This is a genomic window from Lysinibacillus sp. GbtcB16 (genome assembly GCF_019091145.1).
Lineage (GTDB): Bacteria > Bacillota > Bacilli > Bacillales_A > Planococcaceae > Lysinibacillus > Lysinibacillus fusiformis.
In genome coordinates, this window is the sequence record NZ_JAGXJV010000001.1 from 159,452 (window position 1) to 181,757 (window position 22,306).

Annotated in this window: 19 protein-coding genes; 16 read left to right on the top strand and 3 right to left on the bottom strand. The window is 35.8% G+C overall.

Translation table 11 applies throughout. The annotated features are described in order from the left end of the window. The first annotated feature begins 99 nt into the window (after positions 1-99). The 13 genes from KVT27_RS27180 (at position 100) to KVT27_RS00910 (ending at position 15,357) form a co-directional block, all read left to right on the top strand. Entirely contained in the window at positions 100-1,848 is a 1,749-nt protein-coding gene (locus KVT27_RS27180; protein ID WP_225316268.1) for an ABC transporter ATP-binding protein, read from the top strand. Positions 1,849-2,400: 552 nt separating this feature from the next. Beyond that, positions 2,401-3,216 (top strand): thermonuclease family protein, encoded by an 816-nt coding sequence (locus tag KVT27_RS00855; RefSeq protein WP_217580493.1) that lies wholly within the window; start codon positions 2,401-2,403, stop codon positions 3,214-3,216. 783 nt (positions 3,217-3,999) lie between these two features. After that, a complete protein-coding gene (locus KVT27_RS00860) occupies positions 4,000-5,151 on the top strand; it encodes a Gfo/Idh/MocA family protein (RefSeq protein WP_036123436.1) in 1,152 nt (383 codons plus the stop codon). A gap of 18 nt (positions 5,152-5,169) precedes the next feature. After that, positions 5,170-6,162, top strand: a complete 993-nt coding sequence (locus KVT27_RS00865; RefSeq protein ID WP_150908100.1) for an ABC transporter permease — start codon at positions 5,170-5,172, stop codon at positions 6,160-6,162. Between the two features lie 13 nt (positions 6,163-6,175). Continuing rightward, positions 6,176-7,054 carry a carbohydrate ABC transporter permease gene (locus KVT27_RS00870; RefSeq protein ID WP_036226084.1) on the top strand — a complete coding sequence of 293 codons (879 nt, stop codon included), beginning with the start codon at positions 6,176-6,178 and terminating at the stop codon, positions 7,052-7,054. Positions 7,055-7,078: 24 nt separating this feature from the next. Beyond that, positions 7,079-8,689 carry an extracellular solute-binding protein gene (locus tag KVT27_RS00875; protein ID WP_217581348.1) on the top strand — a complete coding sequence of 537 codons (1,611 nt, stop codon included), beginning with the start codon at positions 7,079-7,081 and terminating at the stop codon, positions 8,687-8,689. Positions 8,690-8,861: 172 nt separating this feature from the next. Next, the gene (locus KVT27_RS00880) at positions 8,862-9,530 is read left to right on the top strand and encodes a YesL family protein (protein WP_244294752.1); all 669 of its coding nucleotides are present in this window, start codon (positions 8,862-8,864) and stop codon (positions 9,528-9,530) included. Then, on the top strand, positions 9,527-10,705 hold the full coding sequence (nagA, locus tag KVT27_RS00885; protein WP_208704688.1) for an N-acetylglucosamine-6-phosphate deacetylase: 1,179 nt from the start codon (positions 9,527-9,529) through the stop codon (positions 10,703-10,705). Before KVT27_RS00880 ends, nagA begins: the two co-directional genes overlap by 4 nt. Before the next feature lie 69 nt (positions 10,706-10,774). After that, a complete protein-coding gene (locus KVT27_RS00890; protein WP_036123444.1) occupies positions 10,775-11,506 on the top strand; it encodes a GntR family transcriptional regulator in 732 nt (243 codons plus the stop codon). Positions 11,507-11,577: 71 nt separating this feature from the next. Next, a complete protein-coding gene (locus KVT27_RS00895; protein ID WP_036123445.1) occupies positions 11,578-12,420 on the top strand; it encodes a class II fructose-bisphosphate aldolase in 843 nt (280 codons plus the stop codon). Next, positions 12,417-13,355: a 1-phosphofructokinase gene (gene pfkB / locus KVT27_RS00900; RefSeq protein WP_208704681.1), complete on the top strand. Its 939-nt coding sequence runs from the start codon at positions 12,417-12,419 to the stop codon at positions 13,353-13,355. The genes KVT27_RS00895 and pfkB overlap by 4 nt, the downstream gene beginning before the upstream one ends. Positions 13,356-13,365: 10 nt before the next feature. Further along, positions 13,366-14,382, top strand: a complete 1,017-nt coding sequence (locus KVT27_RS00905) for an SIS domain-containing protein (RefSeq protein ID WP_254636026.1) — start codon at positions 13,366-13,368, stop codon at positions 14,380-14,382. Between the two features lie 99 nt (positions 14,383-14,481). Further along, the gene (locus KVT27_RS00910; protein WP_036123449.1) at positions 14,482-15,357 is read left to right on the top strand and encodes an ROK family protein; all 876 of its coding nucleotides are present in this window, start codon (positions 14,482-14,484) and stop codon (positions 15,355-15,357) included. A 294-nt stretch (positions 15,358-15,651) separates the two neighbouring features. On the opposite strand, the gene KVT27_RS00915 is transcribed toward KVT27_RS00910, so the two are convergent. The 3 genes from KVT27_RS00915 to KVT27_RS00925 form a co-directional block, all read right to left on the bottom strand. After that, positions 15,652-16,749: an ABC transporter ATP-binding protein gene (locus KVT27_RS00915; RefSeq protein WP_217580495.1), complete on the bottom strand. Its 1,098-nt coding sequence runs from the start codon at positions 16,747-16,749 to the stop codon at positions 15,652-15,654. A gap of 82 nt (positions 16,750-16,831) precedes the next feature. Further along, on the bottom strand, positions 16,832-17,737 hold the full coding sequence (locus tag KVT27_RS00920) for a PucR family transcriptional regulator (protein ID WP_217580497.1): 906 nt from the start codon (positions 17,735-17,737) through the stop codon (positions 16,832-16,834). A 587-nt stretch (positions 17,738-18,324) separates the two neighbouring features. Continuing rightward, on the bottom strand, positions 18,325-19,197 hold the full coding sequence (locus KVT27_RS00925) for a glycine betaine ABC transporter substrate-binding protein (RefSeq protein WP_217580499.1): 873 nt from the start codon (positions 19,195-19,197) through the stop codon (positions 18,325-18,327). A 242-nt stretch (positions 19,198-19,439) separates the two neighbouring features. Between KVT27_RS00925 and KVT27_RS00930 the strand changes: the two genes are divergently transcribed. The 3 genes from KVT27_RS00930 (at position 19,440) to KVT27_RS00940 (ending at position 22,285) form a co-directional block, all read left to right on the top strand. Continuing rightward, positions 19,440-20,012: a manganese efflux pump gene (locus KVT27_RS00930; RefSeq protein ID WP_036147235.1), complete on the top strand. Its 573-nt coding sequence runs from the start codon at positions 19,440-19,442 to the stop codon at positions 20,010-20,012. 229 nt (positions 20,013-20,241) lie between these two features. Beyond that, positions 20,242-20,859, top strand: a complete 618-nt coding sequence (isdC, locus tag KVT27_RS00935) for a heme uptake protein IsdC (protein ID WP_235213784.1) — start codon at positions 20,242-20,244, stop codon at positions 20,857-20,859. Between the two features lies 1 nt (position 20,860). Beyond that, a complete protein-coding gene (locus KVT27_RS00940) occupies positions 20,861-22,285 on the top strand; it encodes an NEAT domain-containing protein (protein WP_036147238.1) in 1,425 nt (474 codons plus the stop codon). Positions 22,286-22,306 lie beyond the last annotated feature (21 nt).

The following is a 22,306-nucleotide window of genomic DNA, read 5'->3' on the forward strand; positions in this document are numbered from 1 at the left end:
GCGTTAATAAAATATTCAACACTATATTGTATAATTCCTATCAGTATTGTAAAGTATGGATTATACATGAAATTAAGTCAATCACAAATTTTAAAAAGGATGATTCGAATGAGCGAAAAGCTTTTAGAAGTCAATAATCTTCGTGTTTCCTTTCTTACCGGGGAGACAGAGTTTGAAGCTGTAAAAGATGTAAGCTTCCATCTAAATAAAGGTGAAACACTCGGAATTGTAGGTGAGTCTGGGAGCGGGAAAAGTGTAACGGCACGCTCCATTATGCGCTTATTACCATCTCCGCCTTCATTTTTAAAATCTGGCACTATTAAATTCAAAGGTCAGGAGTTAACGGAATTAGCGGAAAAACAAATGGAAACAATTCGTGGAAAAGATATTAGCATGATTTTTCAGGATCCTATGACATCTACAAACCCTACCATACGAATAGGAGATCAAGTGGCTGAAAGTTTAATCAAGCATCAATCCATGTCAAAGACGGAAGCCTATACGCAAACCATTGAATTATTAAAACTTGTTGGCATTCGGGATGCAGAAGAGCGTTATCGACAATATCCACATGAATTTTCAGGTGGTATGCGACAACGTGTAATGATCGCTATAGCACTTGCATGTAATCCGTCACTACTAATTGCGGATGAGCCAACGACAGCATTGGATGTAACTATTCAAGCCCAAATTTTAAAATTGATGCGAGATATGCAAAAGAAAATGGGGACATCTATTATTTTAATTACACATGATTTAGGTGTCGTAGCTGGTATGTGTGATCGTCTCATTGTCATGAAAGAAGGAGAAATTGTTGAACAGGGTACGACGGAAGAGATTTTTGCGAATGCGCAGCATCCATACACCCAAAAATTATTGAATGCGCTACCAAAGCTACATGAAAAAAAGCAGCCAAAAGAAATTTCTAATATACAACCAGGTATTGATCCAAATAAACCTTTGATCGAAGTCACACATCTGTCAAAGGAATTTTCATTAGGAAAAGGCCAAACATTAAGAGCTGTCAATGATTTATCATTCCATATACTCCCAGGAGAAACTTTAGGCTTAGTAGGTGAATCAGGATCAGGTAAATCTACCACTGGTCGAACAATTCTACAGCTTCATCAGCCTACTAATGGAGAAGTTTTATACCAAGGCATTCCAGTAACAAGACTAACGAAAAAGCAGTTAAAGGCGATGCGTCGCCATATGCAAATAATTTTCCAAGATCCCTATTCATCGTTAAATCCTCGTAAAAAAATCTTAGATATTATTGGGGAAGCACTTGATATTCATGGACTAATGAAATCACATAGTGAAAGACTAGGACGGGTAGAGGAACTGCTTGAGCTTGTTGGTTTGAAGAAAGAACACGCTATGCGTTATCCACATGAATTCTCTGGAGGTCAACGACAACGTATTGGGATTGCTAGAGCATTAGCGGTTGAGCCTAATTTTATAGTTTGTGATGAACCTTTGTCAGCCTTAGATGTATCCATTCAAAAACAGATTGTGGATTTACTAAAGGAATTACAACAAAAGCTTGGATTGACGTATTTATTTATTGCACATGATTTATCGATGGTGAAGCATATTAGTGATCGGGTAGCAGTTATGTATGCGGGGAAAATTGTAGAATTAGCTGAAAGTGAGGAGCTATATGCTAATCCTCAGCATCCCTATACACGTGCATTATTACAGTCAATACCAATCCCCGATCCAGCGATTGAAAAGCAAAAATATAGTGATGCGGAAAATACAGACGATGTGAAAGTTCACTACGAGGTAGAAAATAGCCAGCTTGTAGAAGTGTCTCCAAATCATTGGGTTGCCGTTTCAACATGATGGCTGCTATATTATAGTACAATAGAGACAATTGGCAGGTGTCCGCTAAAAATGAACAACCTTTAATTAAACTATATTAAAGCATAGGATGGAATATCTACATTATTTATTTTGCATAAATAAAATGTAGTTGTATATAATAGAAGTCTTTTAATACATTCAAAGAATTATAGAAAAATATATATTTGTTACAAGGGGATTATGTAGTTACTGTACATAATCTTTTTGTTTAGAATAATTTTGAATCTATATAAAAAGGGCTATGACATGTTATGATTAGTGTAAATAAATAGCTGAGGGAGATAAAAGTGAAACAATCAGATATTAAAACGCTAATAACTAGTGGAACAATTATTTTGGCTGTTGTTTTATATTTAATATTTAAATAAATATATGTATAAAAGTCTTCAGTTGTTACAATGACTGAAGGCTTTTCATTCGTTACAGGAGCAATCTTGCAATGGGAGAAGGAAACCATTTATGAAAAAATAATTAGTTAACTGCGGAGATTTTTAGTTGTAGGCGATTTAAATTAGAAAGTAGTGTGTAAATTTGAAGAAAATTATTTTTGTTTTATTCATTTCTATATTGGTTCTGAGTGCATGCACAGAAGAAACTAGTACGAATAGTATTAAGACTGAGGATATGGGAGATCTAATATCTTCAACGATAGGAAACGCAGAGAAACACGATGTAAGTAAGTTTGAAGAATATGAACTGGAAAGTGTAATTGACGGCGACACAATAAGGATAAAATATAACGGTAGCTCTGAAAAAGTTCGCTTTTTACTTGTAGATACCCCGGAAACTAATCATGAAACATTAGGAGAGCAACCGTACGGACCAGAAGCTAAAGAATTTACTAAGCAACTATTAGCTGGTCAGGATACAGTCTATTTAGAATTTGACGTTTCTTATCGTGATAAATATAAAAGACTACTTGCCTATATTTATACGAAAGAAGGTATCAGTGTTCAGGAGCAGTTATTGAAAAATGGATTAGCACGTGTGGCCTATATATATGATCCTAATACGAAGCATGTAGATTGGTTTAAATCGATTCAAAAAACTGCACAACAATCAGCTATTGGGATATGGTCTGTTGAAGACTATGTCACAAATCGTGGATACGATAAAGATGTATATTATGCTGCTATAAAAAAGGGAAATCAGTCAAACGTAGTTGAGGATAAATGGAATACCAATAATAACAAGGGCGGTTGCGAAATCAAAGGAAATATTAACTCCAAGGGTAATAAAATTTATCATATGCCAGGGCAACGGGACTATGAGAATACAATAGCAGAAGAGATGTTCTGTACGGAAGAAGAAGCAAAAGCCGCTGGGTTTATTCCAGCTAAGCAATAAAATTAGGCATTTACATACTTATAGCGTCATGTTGCTAAGAAGTATGAACGAGCACCAGGGAAAACATAAGTGAAAAGAGGAAGATGTTTTCTAGGTTGAGTGAAATCATCTTCCTTTGTTTTATATTATTTGTCTAGGTTCGTCTGCGGAAATGGGTTTATCAAAAGGAAAAAAACGGCCCTAAATTTCTTTGGAATTAATATCACCTTCAAATTTATCAGCAGTTTCGAAGGTATCGAGAATAAATATATTAATTGATAAAAGCATCTTAATTTCTTTAAGCTTAAAAATTATATTAACATTATCGTTCAGTTAAAGATGATGAAGATGTAGGCTTTAAGGTGGCTGAAAGATAATGCCCCTACTAAAATATCTGAGTCAGGTCAACTCCTGAACTCAGATATTTTTTGCTTAGGGTAAACAGGAGTGATTGCATCTAAAATAGCTAGGGTACTGCCGAAGAACATGACATGTCAGAAAAAAATTTAAACAAAAAAAGTGGTAGATTGAGCTCTTGAAGAAGCGGTATATGTTCTAAATTTTAGGATGGGTCAACTCATGTTGATAGCAGTTGGTGCATACAAGCAACCATAATCTAGGGTATTGACATACTAAGTATTGGAATTATATATTTATTCCAGTTAAATTTTTTGAATATTCATTATATATTAACTTGTACCTACAACGTGTTGACGTGTAGTTGTGTTGTTTTGGATAATATAAGTTTTGCTGCAAATCTTTACGAAATACAGAGGCACAAGGATGAAACGAGGGGGAACTAAAATGAAGAAAATACGAATAGGTGTGATTGGAGCTGGCTTAAGGGGGGGCTTGGCACAATACTGGCATAAACCTAATGGGGAATCAGAAATAGTAGCATTAGCCGATATTTCTCAGGAACGTTTAGAAAAATTTCAGGAAAAATTTGATACACCGTTATTTTTAACAAAGGACTATAAAGAGTTATTAACAAGAGATGACATCGATGCAATTGCGGTTTTATCGCCAGATTATTTACATGAGGAGCATATTATTACTTGTTTACAAGCGGGTAAGCATGTGTATGCGGAAAAACCATTAGCTATTACGGTGGAAGGCTGCGATCGAATATTAGATGCTTGGGAAAAATCAGGAAAACATCTGATGGTTGGCTTTAATATGCGTTATATGAGTATGTATCAAACGATGAAAGGCATTATAGATTCAGGGGCCATTGGAGAATTAAAGGCAATATGGGTGCGTCATTTTGTTGGATTCGGTGGTTATTTCTATTACCACGATTGGCATGGTAATTCAAAAAATACAACCTCCTTATTACTTCAAAAAGGTTCACATGATTTAGATGTTATTCATTGGATTTCAGGGAAATATACACAGAAAGTATCTGCGTTTGGAAGCTTAGATTATTACGGTGGAAATCAACCTAATACGTTAACATGTCCAACCTGTGATCAGAAAAAAACTTGTCCAGAATATGTTGCCCATACATTTACAGAATGTGCGTTCCGTGAAGAAATTGATGTAGAGGATAATAATATGGTCATGATGGAGTTGGAAGGTGGCATAAAGGCTTCTTATTTACAATGTCACTTTACACCTGACTATTCGCGAAATTATACATTTATCGGTACGAAAGGGCGTCTCGAAAATGATGATATCAATAATAAAATTTATTTAAAAACACGTAAATCAAATTCTTGGGAGGAATTGAGTGATGTTGTGTATGAAATGAAGCCTGAGGAAGGTAGCCATGGCGGAGCTGATCCGAAAATTGCCCAAGATTTTGTAGAACTCATCCTCTACGATAAAAAACCTTTGACAACGCCATTTGCAGGACGTATGAGTGTCGCGGTGGGTTGTGCAGCAACAGAATCTATTCGTAACGGAGGTAAGGTTATTGAGATAAAGCAGGAATCTACCATTCTGCAACATTGATAAATAGGGGGTGTAGTTATGACGCTTTTAGATAAAACAACTGTTGAGGAAAAACCTTCTAAAACAAAACGTTTTTTCAAAAAGCAATCAAAGGTAAAGAAAAATCACTTGGTAGAGTGGAAAAAATCTATCAAGAAAAATTGGGAGCTTTATTTATTACTAGCCCCTGTTATACTTTACTTTTTGATTTTCCATTATTACCCACTATATGGGTTGCAAATTGCCTTTAAAGATTTTATTGCTACAAAGGGAATTACGGGGAGTCCATGGGTAGGATTAAAGCATTTTGAACGTTTTTTTGATAGTTATTATTTTTGGCGTTTAATCAAAAATACAATTGGGATTGGTGTATTCACGTTACTTATATCTTTTCCTGTACCAATCATCATTGCATTGCTTTTAAATGAAGTGAAGAGTCTTCGCTTTAAGAAATTTGTACAAACAGTCATTTATGCCCCACATTTTTTATCAACAGTAGTCGTAGTTGGGATGCTATTACTATTTTTAAAATCAGATGGGATGATCAACCAAATCATTATGCTGTTTGGGGGTACACCCATTGATTTTATTTCAGAACCTGCCTGGTTTAAATCCATATATGTACTGTCTGATGTTTGGCAAACGATGGGATGGAGTTCCATCATATATATTGCAGCTTTGGCTGCCGTTGATCCTGCACAGCATGAGGCGGCAATGATAGATGGGGCATCAAAATTTCAAAGGATTATTCATATTAATATTCCTGCGATTATGCCGACAATTATCATTTTATTCATCTTAAATGTTGGGTCTGTCATGGCTATTGGATTTGAGAAAGTATTTTTAATGCAAAATGACTTAAATATGTCGGCATCAGATGTTATATCCACTTTTGTTTATCGTAGCGGAATTTTAGAAGCACAGTATAGCTTTTCAGCAGCAGTTGGCTTCTTCAACTCTATCATTAATTTTATCCTCCTTATTATGGTTAATCGAATAGCCAAAAAAGTGAGTGATACAAGTTTATGGTAAAGGAGAGATTGACATGAAAGAATCAAAGGGCGATCGTGCATTTACTATCTTTAATTATATTTTTTTAGCAATCGTAGCAGTTGTTGTTTTGTATCCACTTATTTTTGTTTTAAGTGCTTCTCTTAGTAATCCCGAGTACGTCATTTCAGGGGATCTATGGCTATGGCCAAAGGAATTTACAGTGGAGGCTTACGAAAAAGTATTCCAAAATCCAGATATTATTAATGGATTTATCAACACTTTGAAATACACATTCTTTGGAACATTACTAAATATCGTGATGACCATTTGTGCAGCTTATCCTCTTTCACGTAGAAACTTAAAAGGGAAGGGCTTTATTATGGCATTTATGGTATTCACCATGTTTTTCAGTGGGGGACTAATTCCTACATATCTATTAATTCGTGATTTGGGTATGATAAATACATTTTGGGTCATGATTATTCCGAATGCGGTAGCTGTATGGAACATCATTATTATGCGGACATTTTTCCAATCCATTCCTTATGAGTTAGAGGAATCAGCCATGATCGATGGTGCAGGGAACTTCCGTATTTTATGGAGTATCGTTCTACCACTATCATTACCTGTTATGGCAGTCATGGTTTTATTTTACGCTGTAGGGCATTGGAACTCTTATTTCCAGGCATTGATCTACTTGCAAGACCAAGATAAGTTTCCACTACAACTTATCTTGAGGCAAATATTAATTCAAGGACAAGCTGACGATATGATTCAAGCGACGTCAGAAAGCTTTTTAGCTCAAAAACTTAGCGTTGAAGGGTTAAAATACGCAGTTTTAATCGTTGCTAACCTACCAATGTTAATGCTTTATCCATTCTTACAAAGATATTTTGTAAAAGGTGTCATGATTGGTTCATTAAAAGGTTAAAGAATAGGAGCGATTTAAGTGGAAATGAAAAAAAAGCGTGTTTATGGTATCGTAACAAGCCTAATGTTAGCTGCTAGTTTGCTAGGAGCATGTTCTGATGATAAAGCAACTGGTGGAGTGAAAAGTGAAAATATCGATAATTTGAATGCGACCGATATGCCAATTACAAAGGAGAAAATTGAAGTAGATGGTTTTGCAGCAAAGTTTTTTGCATCTCAGGATTGGAATCAACTAATGTTATGGGAAGAATACGAGAAAATGTCTAATATCCATATGAATTGGACAACTGTTCAGACGGAGGTATTAGCGGACAAAAAGAACTTGCTTTTAGCTTCAGGGAATTATCCAGAAATATTTTTTGCATCGGCATTTTCAAAAACAGATTTAATCAAATACGGTCAACAGGGTGTATTCTTACCGTTGAATGAATACATCGATCAATATGCACCCAATTTTAAAAAGCTATTAGAAGAATACCCTTCTGTCGAGCAGGGTGTGACGATGGCAGATGGAAATATTTATGGCTTCCCAACAATTTATGATCCTAAATTTTCATCACTTCGCGTTGGAGCACCGTGGATTAACCAGGAATGGCTTGATCATCTAGGCTTGCCATCACCAGAAACAACAGATGATTTGTATAAAGTACTAAAAGCATTTAAAGAAAATGATCCGAATGGTAATGGTTTACAAGATGAGCAAGGCTGGGGAACGGGTTATGGTGTGAATCAAATTATTAATTACTTAAGAGGATCATTTGGCTTGAACAAACAAGGAACGATGAATCTGAATTTAGATTTTAAAAAAGGTACGGAGGAATTCCGATTCGTGCCAACGACCGACGAATATAAACAATTACTTGAATATTTAAATAAGCTTTATAAAGAAGGTTTAATTAATAAGGATGTATTTACGACAGAGCCTCAAAAATTTGCAGCAGAAGCAGCTAAAGGAACGTTTGGCATGCTTAGTGAAGTAGATCCTAAAGAGTTATTTAAACTAGATGGTTATACGGGTGCACAAGTGTTAAAAGGACCAAATGGGGATCGACAATATACTGCGATGTCTAATGGTCTTGGGAATCTAGGGATGTTTGTAGTAACAGATAAAGCAAAAAATCCTGAAGCTATGGTTCGTTGGATTGACCATTTATATGGTGATGAGGGAGCTAAAATGTTCTTTATGGGCTTTGAAGGTGTCACTTACGAAGAAAATGAGGATGGAACAATCCAATATATCGACAATATTACGAATAATCCAGATGGCAAAAATTTAGACCAAGCAATAAGTGATTATTTAACATGGCCTGGTGGTTATTATCCTGGGATTGTAACGCAAAAGTATTTCCAAGGGGCAGAGGCTAAGGAAAACTCTCTTAACAATGCCAAGCAAGTCATGCCTTATGCTTTGAAGGATGAAGATATTATTCCAGGCTTGAATTTCACAGTGGAAGAAAATGATCGAGTGTCCGCTGTTTTAACAGACATTCAAACCTATGTAAATGAAATGACAGCAAGCTTTATTACAGGAAAAGAAAGCTTCAATAAATGGAATGACTATAAGAATACAATTGAAAAAATGGGCTTGCAAGACTATATGGAAGTAGCACAAGGGGCATATGACCGTTCCAAATAAGGAGGTTTAATTTCTTCAAACTTAACAAGTAGAAGGTCACATAAGCTAAAAGATTACCATTCAACTTGGCTTATGTGACGCACGCTTGTTGAACCTTCTATGGATGGGTGTAGCGAGTGTAAATGAAAAAATGTATAGATAGTAATATGTGAATCGTAGGGAGGTAATGGGCATGGAATTGGAAGGGTGGAAAGGTAAACTATACTGGTTTGTAGAATGGATCACATTATTAGCAGTATTACAGTTACTATGGACAGGTTTAACTTTACTTGGACTTTTGCTATTTGGAGTAGCCCCAGCGACTGTTGCCATGTTTACTACTTTACGGAAAAGATTACAAGGAGAAGATGGCTTAAAACGATTAGCCAAAATCTATTGGAATACATATAAAGTTGAATTTATTCCATCAAATAAAATAGGTATGATCTTACTGAGTGTTGGCTACTTTTTAACGATTAATTTTCGAATAGTTTCATCGTTACATGGCTTACTAGGCTTACTATTACTCACAGTGTTTATTTCTATTAGTATACTGTTCGGTATGATTGTCGTGAATATATTTCAGCTATACGCTCATTATGATTTACCAACATTGCGCTACTTTGCTGCTTCCATCATATTTAGTATTGCGTATCCATTACAAATGATTAGCAATATTGTTGGGCTGATAATTCTTTATAAACTATATAGCTGGTTTCCAGGCCTAATACCGTTTTTCAGTGTTAGTTTAGCTGCCTTATTTTTAACGTGGATGTCATCCCATATATTTAAGAATGATAGAGACGTAGAGGAACATACTAATCTACCATATTACTCTGCTGGGAGAGGGATCACCTCATGAATAAAAAATGGATTATTAATGCGAATATCGTAATGGAAAATAAAATTATTACTAACGGATTTCTAGAAATGTCGGAAGGGAAAATTACAGTAATTGATCAAATGGCAAATTGCCCTTCATTCGCTTTAAGAGAGAATGTAGTAGACTGTCAGCAAAAAGGCTATATCATCCCTGGAATGATCGATATCCATATACATGGTGCTGTAGGTCATGATTTTATGGATGCGAACTATATTTATTATTCGAAAATAGCCCAATACTTAGCAAGTGAGGGCGTAACTGCTTTCTTGGCTACAACGATGACAGGTCCTATGTCTGAGATCGAAGCTGCTGTTGAGGCACTTGCCTATTATTATAAAAACCAACCAACAGCAGTACCTGAGATGTTAGGAATTCATTTAGAAGGTCCATTTATTAGTCAAGCTAAAAAAGGGGCTCAATCCGAAGCGTTTATTTTAAAACCTAATGTTCACCAATTTAATGATTTGTATGATAAGTCTCATCATTCAATTCGTGTTGTCACATTTGCACCAGAGGAAGATAGCGGTTTTGAATTACTACACGAATTAACTAGTAAAGGGGTTATTGCATCTATTGGTCACTCTGACGCTGACTATGATACAGCACAACATGCAATAAAAGCTGGTATTACCCATGTAACACACCTATTTAATGGCATGAGTGGACTACATCACCGTGATCCAGGTGTTGTGGGAGCAGTACTTCTAGCCGAAGATGTGTATGTGGAAATAATTCCAGATAATGTCCATTTTCATAAAGATCTACTACCCATGGTTTACAAGATGATGGGCTTAAATCGTTTGCTCGTCATAACAGATGGTATGCGTGCTAAGGGGATGCCAGATGGTTTGTATCAATTAGGTGGTAATGAGGTAGAAGTCATGAATAAACAATGTATTCAACGTAAAACAGGATCCTTAGCAGGAAGTGTGCTAAATATGAATACCGCAAGGAAAAACCTAGAAGAGTGGCTTACACTTTCACTGGCTGAGCAAATACGTGTTGTTACTTTAAATCAAGCAGAGCATTTAGGCATAGACAATCGAAAAGGGTCTATTGCACTAGGGAAAGACGCAGATATCGTTTGGCTGAACGAAGAAGGAGAAGTAGAAAAAACTTTTTGCCTAGGGAATCTTGCCTTTGAAAAGGATTGATATATCAATAGGCATCCTATTATATAGATGGTATATTGATTACAAAACCTAGAGAAGGAAGGAAAAAAGATGCATTTATTAGATCAATCTAGTGTAATCCCATTATATCATCAATTGAAACAAATTTTATTTGGAAAAATTCAATCAGGTGAATGGAAACCAGGAGATAAAATTGACTCGGAAAATCAATTGATGGAGATGTTCCATGTTAGTCGAAATACAGTAAAAAAAGCAATTGAGGAATTAGTAAAGGAAGATAAATTATATCGTATTCAAGGAAAAGGAACTTTTGTTTCCAAGCCAAGACTTGAACAATCTCTTGGAGGGTTTTATAGCTTTAGTCGCATGATTCAAGAAAAAGGATTTAATCAAAAAGATGAAGTACTAGAAATACAAAAGGTGTATCCATCAACTAAGGTTAGATCGAATTTAGCATTAGAGGAAAATGAACAAGTTGTAGAAATGAAGCGTTTACGATTTGCCGATAATGAGCCGATTATTTTGGAATCATCTTTTTTACCTTTACACCTTATTAAGGATACTGAAATTTTACGAGAAGTAACGTCTTCATCTTTATACAGCTTATTAGCCGAACGTTTTAACATTATTGTTGTAAGGGCGAGAGAAGCCTTCGAACCAGTCCTTATTAATAAAGACGAAGCACCTTTATTGAAAACAGATGCTGGAAAACCAGCTTTATTGCTAGAACGGACTGCGTTTGATACTTCAGGAAAACCAGTGGAATTCTGTATTTCAATTGTAAGAGGAGATCGTTGCCGTTTTTATACGGAATTAAATTAAAATCTAATCGTTTGCTTCATTTATTTTTGTTTTAGATTATACCAACAACCCATTGAGGGAGGAATTCTATAATGCCATTAGTGACAACTAAAGATATGTTAGAAGACGCTTATAAAAATAATTATGCAATCGGTGCTTTTGGAGCACATAATTTAGAAGTAATTAAAGCTGTAATTGCTGGGGCAGAAAAAGTGGGAGCACCTGTAATTTTGCAAACAACTTCAAGCACGTATAAATATGTAGAGATGCCTTATCTAATTGCACTGGCAAAAACAGCAGCAGAACAGGCAAAAGTACCGGTGGCATTACATTTGGATCATGGCGAATCTTATCATACTGTTATGGAATGTTTACGAGCAGGCTACACCTCAGTAATGATTGATGGATCTTCCTTACCTTATGAGGAAAATATTTTATTAGTAAAAAAAGTAGTTGAAGCTGCAAGTGCGGTAAATGTGCCTGTTGAAGCAGAGCTTGGGACAATTGGTGGTGTCGAGGATAGTGTATGCGTAAAGGAAGAGAATGCATTCTTTACTGACCCAAAGCAAGCGGAGCATTTTGTGAAAGTTACAGGAATTCATTCATTTGCCCCTGCTTTTGGTACAGCACACGGTAAGTATCAGCAAAAGCCAAAATTGCTATTTGAGCTTTTACAAGAAATCCATAGCTCTACTAATATTCCATTAGTCATGCACGGAGCCTCTGGGGTGCCAGAAGAGGATGTACGTGAATCTTTGAAGTATGGAATTGCAAAAGTGAATTTTTCTACCGAGCTGAAAGACTTATTTGCTGAAGAATTAAGGGCTTATTTTAATGATCATCCAACAGAAAATGATCCAAGAAAGTATTTCCTTCCTGCACGTGAATCTTTAATTAAATTAGTAGAGCAAAAGATTGTGATGTTACAAAAATGATTACTACATTAACCTTAAACGCAGCCATTGACCAAGTATATGAGCTGGACTCTTTAATGATTGGTCAAACAAATCGTGTATTGCAGAAATCACAACAAGGTGGTGGAAAAGGGGTTAACGTAGCTCGTGTAATTGCATCACTTGGTGGTGAAGTGAATATTGGCGGTTTCGTTGGTGGATTAAATGGCAGTAAAATAGTCGAGCTTTTACAGGAAGAAAATCTCCAAACAGAGTTCATACAAATAGAGGAAGAAAATCGCATTTGTTTAACGATTATTAATCAGCAAACGAAGGAAATGAGCGAGCTGTTAGAGGTAGGGCCAACCATTCATGAGCAAGAATGGATAAACATGTTAAAGTGGATTGAATCTAAAGCAGAACATGCAACCTATTTTGTATTGTCAGGAAGCCTTCCTCAAGGTATTCAAAAAACGGCATATGCAACGATTATCCATTTATTAAAGGAAAAAGGTATTAGAGTCGCACTTGATACAAGTGGCGATGCTTTGAAAAAAGGTATTACAGCAATACCTTTCATTATTAAGCCAAATGAGGATGAAATTACTCAATTAATCGGTAGACCTGCTTTAACTCATGAAGACTTAGTTCAGGCGGGTATAAAATTTCAACAATTAGGCATTGAGCATGTATGCCTTTCATTGGGGGAGCAAGGCGCTCTATTTGTTCATCCGTCAGGGGTTTACAAAGTGAATGCACCACGGATAAATGTGGTCAATACAGTAGGAAGTGGTGATGCCTTTTTAGGAGGACTTATTTATAAGCTCTCACATGGTGCAGACCATACAGAGGCATATAAATGGGCTGTTGCATGTGGCTCAGCGAATGCAGCACATAAAGAGATTGCCAAAGTCCAGAGAGATACAGTGGAAAAACTCTTAGAGGAGATACAAATAACTAAAATAAAAGAGAAGTAGGGATTTGTTTATGTACACTTACAATGAAATTATGGCACAGGGACAAAAGTTAGAAAGAACAAAAGACATTGTTCAATTAATGACTTTCAATGAAGAAGCTGTTGATGTAGTGATTTTCACAGGATGTGGAACATCATATTATTTAGCGATTGCAGCAGCGCGTTATTATCAAACTGTTACTGGAGCGTTTGCCATTGCTGTACCCGCATCTGAGTTATTTTTACACACAGACACATTTATTTTAACGCATAAAAAGTATCTGATTATTGGGATTTCACGGTCGGGGACAACTTCGGAAATTATTATGTCCTTAGAGCATTTGAATGATGCGAAAAATATACGTACTATGGCAGTAACATGTAATGGTGAAACACCTATGGCTAGATTAACAAATGAATTGATTGCTTTAAATGATATATCAGAAAAAAGTGTGGTCATGACACAATCATTTTCTAATATGCTATACGCCTTACAATTATATGCTGCGAAAATTAGTGGACGCGTGGATATACTGGAACAGTTAGAGAAAATCCCCGCTCTTGTTCAATCAGCATTAGGCAATGGACAACAATTAACGCAGGTGACGGAAGATGCTTCAAAAAAACGCTTTATCTTTTTAGGGTCCGGTGCTTATAATGGGCTGGCTAAAGAAGCAACATTAAAGCTAAAAGAAATGACCCAAACGGAATGTGAAAGTTACTCAAATCTGGAATTCCGACATGGACCAATTTCTATTGTTGATAAAGAAACGGTTGTTATTATATTTACACAAAATGAAACGAAGGAATATGATCAGGCATTAGTGAAGGATATTCAAAAGCTTGGAGGCTTCGTTGTTATTATTGGTATAGCTTCAGAGGAATTAGAAGCGGATTTAATTTTTAAGCTATCAGCAGAAGTAGATGATTTAAATCGCCTTGTTGAAGCGGTCCCTTACTTTCAACTTTTAGCTTATCAACATGCAATATTTAAAGGGTGTAACCCCGATAAACCACGTAATTTAACACAAGTCGTTAAACTTTCATAATAAAAACCTATTCAAGAAGTAATAGATATAATTCCACTTATTACTTTCTGATAATTTTGAATTTAAGTAAATCCTGTGGGGAGAACTGGTGATGTAAAGATGAGTCATATTTTAGTAGCAGATGTTGGTGGAACAAAATTAGCCACGGCTTTATTCAACCAATATCAGCAGATTTTAATTAAAAGAGAGGTTCCAAGTGATATTTCCACAAGAGAAGCTTTATTCCATTGTTTAATTGATAGCTTTGAAATACTCTGTATGGAGAAGAAGCTCTCTTTTAATGAAGTTTCTAAGGTATGTATTGGTGTACCTGGGATTGTTGATGTTCAAAAAGGTCTAGCCGTCTACCAAAATAATATACCGTGGAGTAACTTTCCAATTTGTGAACGATTAACTGAATTTTTTCCTCATGCACAGATTATGATGGATAACGATGTGCATATGGCTACTTGGGGAGAGTATAATGCTAGAGGATTTCGGAAGGAAACGATGGTATATATAACATTAAGTACAGGGATATCCTGTTGTACCATTGTCAATGGTGAGTTTTTACGAGGAACAGGATTAGCTGGTGAAATAGGTTTTAATATTGTCGGTCAAGCTGGTGAAACTTTAGAAGAAAGTGTCGCAGGGCCAGCTATAGAAAAGCTTGGAAGAACATTACTGGGAAATTCAAATATCCGATTAAAAGATATGATGGAGCTCTATTACAAGGGTGACCCTATTATGGAGAAAGTATTGCAGCAAATCATTTATTGCATGGAAAAACAGTTACATCAAATGATTTTAATGCTTGATCCACACTGCATAGTATTAGGCGGAGGCTTTTTTAATCATCAGCCGAAAATCATTAAACTGATTAAAAACGTAATTCAGCAGCGCCTGTTGAATACTCCTTTTGAAGGGAAAGAGCAAATTATAGAGAGTAGTATTCATAAAGGTGAGACGGGACTGTATGGGGCAGCATTGAAGTAATCAAAAACAGTGGCATGATGAGGAAAATGGAAAATTACATCGATAATAATTGCATACAAAGACCCAACTTCTTAATATTGCTTATATTGAGAAATTGGGTTTTTTTCGTCAACTTCTTGATGGACGTAAGGTAGCGGAGGATGGTGAACTGTTAGGAAATACCAAATGTGGTTGTTCCAATGAAAAAAGACTAATCGCCTTCTAAAATGGAACCGAAATAGCAAAGAAACAAATGTTGAACTGTAAAAGGGAAACAGACTTGTTATCTGAATCCCTTTCAATAAAGCTTTTACCCTACCGAATACGCTGTTCTGATTCTAAGTCAAAGAAATGAGCCCGGGACATATCAAATAGTAGGTTTGCTACCTGACCCTGAGTTATTCTAGTATCAGAGTTTACACGTGCGATATAAGGCTGTCCATTTAACTGTGCATGTAACATCAGCTCAGCCCCTGTTAATTCGGATACATCGATATCTGTTTCAATAGCTGAGAGGAACGGCTCTGAATGGACAGAAGAATTTTCATAAATATGTTCAGGACGAATGCCCAAGATCAGCTCTTTTTGTAAATAACCTTTTTCTAATAATAATTTGGATTTTTCTGCAGGAATGGTTAGTGAAATAGGTCCAATTTGAATCCCTTCTTCATGGAAAATCCCTTTAAAAAAGTTCATCGATGGTGAGCCTATAAAACCACCAACGAATTTATTTTCAGGTAAACTGTATACTTCTTCAGGAGTACCGACTTGTTGAACAATACCGTCTTTCATGACGACAAGACGTGTTGCCATTGTCATGGCTTCAGTTTGGTCATGTGTTACGTAGATTGTCGTTGTTTTTAATCGTCGATGGAGCTTAGTAATTTCTGCACGCATTTGCACGCGTAGTTTTGCATCTAAATTGGACAATGGTTCGTCCATTAAGAAAATATTTGCATCTCGGACGATTGCTCGACCAAGGGCAACGCGTTGTCTCTGACCACCTGATAAAGCTTTAGGCTTACGATCTAAATACTTTTCTAAATCAAGTATGGCTGCTGCATTGTGGACACGTTCTTGAATTTGTTGTTTTGAAAACTTACGGAGCTTTAAGCCAAATGCCATGTTGTCATAAACCGTCATATGTGGATAGAGAGCATAGTTTTGAAAAACCATCGCAATATCACGTTCCTTAGATGGCACATCATTCATTTTCTTGTTATCAATTAAAAAATCACCTTCCGAAATTTCCTCTAACCCAGCGATCATACGTAATGTTGTTGATTTTCCACAACCTGAAGGACCAACAAGTACAATAAACTCTTGATCCTGAACAGTTAAATTAAAATCAGATACAGCTGTTACACCGCCATCATATATTTTATAAATATGATTAAGTACAATTTTCTCCATGTTTAATCCCCTTTGTCCTTTTATTCAGTGTAAATAAAGTAATGAAGAAAACAAATGTCTAATGTGCATAATTTTCAGTTAATTATTTTTGTGCATGTTGTAAAAATGACCAAAGATAACTAGCAAAGTAAACAAGAATAACACCATCTAAATTTTTGATATGAATATTGGTAATTTCTTGAAACTTGGATAATCGATAGGTAAGCGTATTGCGATGCATATGTAATTTTTTTGATGTCAAAGAAATATTGAAACCATATTCACAAAAGGTTTTAACCGTTTCCAGTAATTCCTTGTCAGATTTTAAAGGTATAATAATTTGCTCCTCGATAAATGTAAGAATCGAAGTGGGCAATTGTTCGGTTAGTAAAATAGGGAATATCGTTTGAAATGAATAATAAGGTTCAGCAAATCTTAAATGTAAGCATTCCTTGAACCATTGTGCTTCCCTTTGGAATTTAACGGAAAAATCTTGATTGATTGCATAAAATTCTCCCAAATATAAGTGAATACGAACATAAAAATCGGCTTCAATCGTACGGATAAGGGCAATAAAATCTTCCTTTTCACATATTGAATGCTTTTCAGGCTCAATAAGTAAAAATTGATTTTTAGCAACTTGAAGGAATACCGTATCCTCCTGAAAAAAATTATAAAGCGCTTCTTTTAAAGCTTCTAAAGGAGGGTTTTCGTTAATAAACGTTATTTGAATAACCCGTGCTTTGTTAAACGTTAACTTGGATGGTATGTCACCATTTGAATAAATAAATTCATACCATAAATCTGATGCCTGAACTAGCGGAGAGGTAACTTCAGTATAAAAAACCGTCAACCATTCGTAGTCCCGCTGTGAAACCTCATGCTTGGAAATAGAAAACCATTCCTTAGTTTCGTGATGATAAAAAATATGAGAATCATAGGATAGTTGAGTTGGCTTTGAACGAAAATAACGATAGGAAGGAAACAATGCTTTGAGATGTAAGTTCATGAAAGACTCCTTTTCTTTCGATATTATAGTAAAAGATGTAACTGACAGGTTGTGCGGGAAAAAGCTCATAAAAGATGATGATCAAAAACATGCTTAAAAATTTTCTATCATTACTAGTAATAATAAATGTTGAGGTTAAAAAAGTTAAGAAATATAAGTAAATTCACAGATATGAAGATAATAATTCGAGGAGGCCCATATGAGTGAAAAGAAAGTTTTTCATTCGAGTCACATGGTGAAAAACGAGCAAAAATAGTTAACATTATTGATGAATCCCAATAATGTTTGAACGAAGTAAAAAATATCTAACAAACTCTAATAATTTTTAGTTGTGTTTTCCAATAGGAGTCGTTGCAGCCTTCGTTCCAATCAACTTACCATAATTCGCTATTTATTGTTGAGGGCTATTAGTTATTGGATTTAGGACCAGTTTGTTGAGTTATACAGTGATGGAGTATCTTGAGCGAAAAACGCATGGTGCAAAATTAAAAACTAGCCTCAAGATGATCACTTCTAAAAGGAGGCTTCCAGTTTGAAGGTTAATGAAAAAGATCCATTTACTAATCGCTAGTAAATGAATCTTTCAATTATGGTGTCTTTACATCTTTTGTCCACTCAGCTACTTTATCTTGATTATTGTTAATCCATTTTTTTGCAGCGTCCGTGGCACTCATACCTTCCATAATATCAAACATCACACTTTCAATATCTTCGGCAGTCCAATGGAAACGATTTAGGACATCATATGCCTCGGAAGCATCTTCCTTTAATCCTTTACGGGCAAATGTACCAATATATTCTTCCGTACCATATAAACCTTTTGGGTCTTCTAAATATTTTAAATCGTAGGCATTAAAGATCCAGTGGGGTGACCAACCTGTAATGATGATTTCTTCATGATTTGAAATGGCTTGACTAAGGGCTGCGGTCATGGCACCGGCAGAAGAGGTTAGTACATTCCAGCCCTCTAGATTATGATATTCCTTATAGGCATTTTCTGTTGTGGCCATCATATTAGCCCCTGGTTCAATACCTGTAATTGTTTTATTGGCTTGATTTGTTAAGTCTTCAATGGAATTAACGTCCATATAACTTGGAACGACTAAGCCAATTTTAGCACCAGTAAGGTTTTCGCCTAAATTCTCAATTTTATCTTTGTATTTCTCTACTTGCGGAGCGTGTGTTTGGGGTAACCAGGCAGATACCATACCGTCAACCTCACCGTTCGCAAGTGCCTCCCACATAATGCCATTGTCTAATGGTGTGAGCGTCACATCATATCCCAAATTCTCTAAAACTTGTCCTATAACATGGGTAGAAGCAACCTCTGTATCCCATTCCACATACGCCAAGTTAATTTCTTTTTTATCTTTTGTACCCGCATCAGCAGAACCACATGCAGCTAATAGTAGTAGGCATGATAAAGCAAATCCTATCTTCCATATTTTTAAATATCTCATCAAATTCCCCTTTCAATAATTACTTACATCCTAGTGAAAATTAATAAATATTAACAAGTAACAACTTAATTTTATATAGAAGTTGTTACTTTTGTCAAATTGATGATTCATGTAACGCATGCAATAAAATGGAGGATTCATTACGGAAAAGGTTCTGAATAGGGTTCTAAAATGCCCATAGATTTTTAACACGATTACATATGATAGGTGAAAATGGATACTGGGTTTTGAGGAGGCTTAGTGTGCACTGGATTACTATTATTCTAATAGGAATTGCTGCAAATCTAGATAATTTGGGGATTGGCCTAGCCTATGGTGTCAAGCAAGTTAAAATTCCTATTTTATCGAATGCAGTGATTGCTGGCATGTCAATGATTGTCACATATGTCGCAGTAACAGCTGGCAGCACTGTTGTTGAATATATTTCACCGCATACTGCCAATTTATTAGGAAGTTTACTATTATGTGTTATTGGTATATGGACCTTGATGTCCAATAACTTTTCTAATCAACGCATAGCAGGTAACCCTGAGCTTTTTGATGAAGATAAAAATTTAGTCATCTCAACTCGAGAGGCAATGGCACTCGGATTTGTATTGTCAGCTAATTGCTTAGCAGGTGGTATTGCCATTGGTGCTAATGGCATTTCTGCAATATGGACAGTAATTTCCATTGGTGTCTTCTCATTTGTTACGGTGGGGGTAGGCAGTCAATGTGGCGCATTGCTCTCCAAAACGTTTATTGGGAGGCATTCAACAGCCATATCAGGATGGCTATTATTGTTGATCGGTATTTTAGAGATTTTTGCTAAATAAATTAAGAGCTAGAATATCACCAAATTTTGGTGATATTCTTTTTATTAGGAGGAAAATTTGACATATTGAGGACGAATTTGGATTAACGGTTGACATTGACTGGGAGTAACGATTATTCTTGGGAGTAGAATCGTAATTGAGAATTATTTTCGTTTACATGAAAGTGCTTTCGTGGAAGTGAATCTATCAATTAGGATGTTTTATTATGACTAAGGGAGGCGTGCAACACATGAAGAAAATGCTCATGTTGATCATGCTTGTTAGTATTTTTGTCGTTAACTTCGGGTTAACACAAGCATCTGCTCAACTAGCTGATGGCACTCATTCGATAAAATATCAGGTCAATAAACCTGAAAGTAATTCCGCATCAATTGCTAATGATTATTTTGTAAAACCTGCGAAAGTTACGGTGAAAAATGGCACTGCAGTCGTACAAATTACATTAAAAAACAGTGCATGGATTACGAAATTTCAACCACCAGGTGGAGCAACTGTAGTAAGTGAAGATCAAGCAGCGGATACACGAACTGTACAATTCACCGTTAAAGATCTAACAAAACCTGTAGTAACAGCGATGAAAATTGATATTGATGATATCAATTATCATCATGAATACAGTGTATCACTTGTATTTGATGCTACATCAATCGCAAGCTCAGCAACGGTTTCTACTCAAAAAACAGAATCCAGTAAATCACAACCAACTTCTTCAGCAACTACAACTGAAAGTCAAGTGCCCAATCCACAAACAGATGATGCAACACCTTACCTATTAATCGTTGCATTAGTGGGGTCAGCATTTTTACTTTATAGAAAAAAACTACAAACAAAAACGGAGGGTCAATAAAATGGCTAAAAAACGTCAATCACGCGCAACTAAAATCGTACTAGCTTCATTGTTAGCAGCATCTCTTACAGTTCCTTCCTTTGCATCTGCGGCAGAATTAGTAACAACAAATACAGAAGTGAAAGCAGAAACAACGAAAGCTGCTAAAACAGATTCAGTTATTAATTTCCAAATTTTTAAAACAGGTACGACAGAAGCACAGCCTGCAATTAGTTCTCATTTAGTACCACAAGGAACAATCGTTGAAAAAGACGGTAAGTTTGAAGCTCAATTAACAATTACAGCTAAATCTGCACCAATGATTGCAGGTCTGCAAACAAAACAAGGCGATACATTTGTAGATGCTAAAGAAGTAAAAAATAGCGATGGTACAATTACATACAGTTTCCCTGTTGTTGTTGATGAAGTTAAATCAGCAAAAATTCATGTAGTCGTTCCGTCAGCAAATATGGATAAATGGTATGACTTTGATTTAAAAGCAGTGAAAGAAGTAAAAGAAGAAGTGAAAGTGAATGAAGTAGCTGTCACTGTTTACAAAGATGGTACAACAGAAGAGTCGATGATGAAACAGTATATCGCACCAAAAGTAGGGATTACTGTAAAAGACGGTAAAAATGTTGTGACAATGACATTCCCTCAAGGTCAATATGTAAAAGGTTTCACTGTAGAGGGTAAGGAAGCAACTTTAGTGAAACAAGATGATACAACAAATTCACGCACATATTCATTTGAAGTTGCAGATTTGAAGAAACTGGTAAATGCTCAATTACACATCGTTGTAAATGAACCAGCACAAGGTGTGAAGTATGATTCGAATCATACAGTACAATTTAGCTTTGCTGTGGAAGGTGCAGTGAAGCCAGTTATTAATCCATTTAAGGACATCAGTAAAGATGCGAATAAAGATGCCATCCTATCACTTTACAGCTTAGGCATTGTGAAGGCACAAGACAATTTTAGACCAAATGACAACATTACACGTTCTCAATTTGCTTTAATGGTAGCACGTTCATTGAACGTAACTTCTACAAAAGATGCTGGATTTAAAGATACAGGTAAGCTTAGTGCAGAAGCTGTTCAAGCTATTAATGCATTAGCTGAAGCTGGGATTGTTAAAAAAGCTACAAACTTCAATCCAAATGATACACTTACTCGTCAACAAGCAGCTGTAATGATTTATCGCACTGTAACACATGTAGCAGGAAAAGAAATGAGCTTTGGTGATACAAGTCTTTCTTACTATGCTGATGGAGCAAAAGTGAAAGATGAAGAAGCAAAAAAAGCCTTTGCCCTTCTATATGCAGGTAAAGTAATGACTGGTTCTCCAACTGCTGATGGTAAAACAGTTATTGATGCAAATAGTCCATTAAAACGTTCACATATGGCGAAAATTTTAAATGGCTCTTTGCAATACATGAATAAATAATAAGAATTTTTACTGCAACTT